This is a genomic window from Arthrobacter sp. JCM 19049 (assembly GCF_001310435.1).
Genome location: NZ_BAXF01000427.1, coordinates 1 through 1865 on the forward strand (window position 1 = coordinate 1; position 1865 = coordinate 1865).

Annotated in this window: 2 protein-coding genes; both read right to left on the bottom strand. The window is 68.1% G+C overall.

Annotated features, from left to right (window positions below; genetic code table 11):
• Positions 1-473: hypothetical protein (locus JCM19049_RS12990; protein WP_279403184.1), on the bottom strand; the 473-nt coding region annotated here is incomplete at its 3' end.
• A gap of 242 nt (positions 474-715) precedes the next feature.
• A complete protein-coding gene (locus JCM19049_RS12995) occupies positions 716-1669 on the bottom strand; it encodes an ABC transporter permease (protein ID WP_054821794.1) in 954 nt (317 codons plus the stop codon).
• Positions 1670-1865: the final 196 nt, after the last annotated feature.

Here is a 1865-nt window from a genome sequence, read left to right on the forward strand (position 1 = left end):
AGCCAGGCCGGCAGCACGTAGCGGGCAACCCCGAGCAGCACGAAGAGCGTGGTGGTGGCCTGTTCGGAGTTGCTGGCCGCCAGCATCGCCCAGCTCAGCAGCAGGCTGGCGGCGAACCCGGTCAGCCAGCCGGCCAGTTGGCGGGTGCGGAAGATGAACCAGCCGGTGAGCAGCAGCAGCGGGAAGAGGAACCCGCAGAAGCCAGGTAGCCAGCGTACTGCCCGGTCAGGTCGAAGGCGCGGGCCAGGAACCAGTCCCCGTATTCGATGTGGCCAAGCACCGGAGCCTTGAGCAGCGCGTCGAGCACCAGGAACCCCAGGATCAACCGAGCCCCCAGGCCTTGGCGGTGCGTGGGCCGGCAGCAGCCAGCAGGCGCCGAGCACGACCAGGCGCACCGCCCACAGGCTCACCACCAGCAGGCCGCTGCCGCCGAAGGAAAGGTGAACCAGGCTGAGCATGCTGTTGGCGATCAACCGGCCAGCAGCACCAGCCAGATCAGGATGTGCTTGGCGGGCAGGTCCACGCGTCGGGTGGTAGGGCTCACGGGCCGTCGGCTCCTTGGGTTCTGGGCGGGATCGGGAAATTCTCCACCGAACAGCCTAGCGCCCGTGGCTGTGCCGGTGCTGGGTGCAGGCGTTGGGTTTGGCCCTGTCCGGGACGGGCTACTCCTCGAGCTTCAGCGCCTTGCGCAGGGTCAGCGCCCCGCCGGTGTGCATCACCGCGCGGCGGTAGATCCTCTCCGCGAACACCAGCACCACCCAGCAGAACGCGAGCGCCACCAGCAGTGAGAGCACCGGCTCGAACCAGGCACCTGCCCGGTCAGCAGCCTGATGGGCATGGCCACGGAGGAGACGATCGGCACGTAGGAGGCGATCACCAGCACCGTACCCTTGGCGTAGAGGCCGATGAACAGGATGCCGATCAGCACCGTGACCACCGGCCCGGAGGACTGTTGCAGGTCCTCGGTGCGGGTGGCCAGGGCACCCAGCGCGGCCCAGCATCCGGCCAGCACCAGGAACCCGGCCAGGAAGAACACGACGAACCAGGTCGCCACCTGGAAGACGACGCCCAGGAACGGGATCTCGATGGGGGCCAGCCAAGCGGCCAGCAGCCCCACCCCGAGGAACAACAGCAGCTGGCCCAGGGCCAGGATGACGTTGCCGATGATCTTCCCGGCCAGCAGTTCGCGCAGCCGGATCGTGCTGGCCAGGATCTCCACCACCCGGTTCTGCTTCTCCTCGATCACGGAGTTGGCGATCGGCATCCCGAAGATCAGTGCGGCCATGTAGAACAGGAAGGAGAAGATGAACGCCATGGCCTGGATCATCGAGTTGCGTTCGGCGTCCCCCTGCAGCAGGGTGACGCTCAGCGCCGTGTCCGCCGGCAGCTGCCCCGGATCGATGCCGGCACTGCTGAGCAGCTCGGCGGTCAGCACCTGCTCGACGGAGGTGTCCAGCAGGCTGCGCAGCTTGGCGGGCACCTCTTCGCCACCGGTGAGCGTGAACTTCCCGGGGCCGGTGGAGTGCAGCACCGCGTCCAGGGTGCCGGCCTCCAGCTGTTGGCGGGCCTGGTCGTCGGGCAGGTTCTGCACCGAGAGGTCCACATCCTGCGGCTGGGTCTGCTGGGCGTGCTCCAGCACCCGCAGGCTGGGCTGGTCGGCGCCGGCCACCGTGTAGGTGCTGGTGCGGTTGGCCAGGAACCCGGAGAGCGCGATAGAGCCGACGATCAGCCGACCGTGATCAGGGTGGAGATGATGAACGCCTTGTCGCGGACCTTGGTCTCGACTTCGCGCAGGGTCACGGTCAGCCAGGCGGGGGTGGTGCTCATCGGATGATCTCCCGGTAGATGTCGGCCAGGGTGGGGGC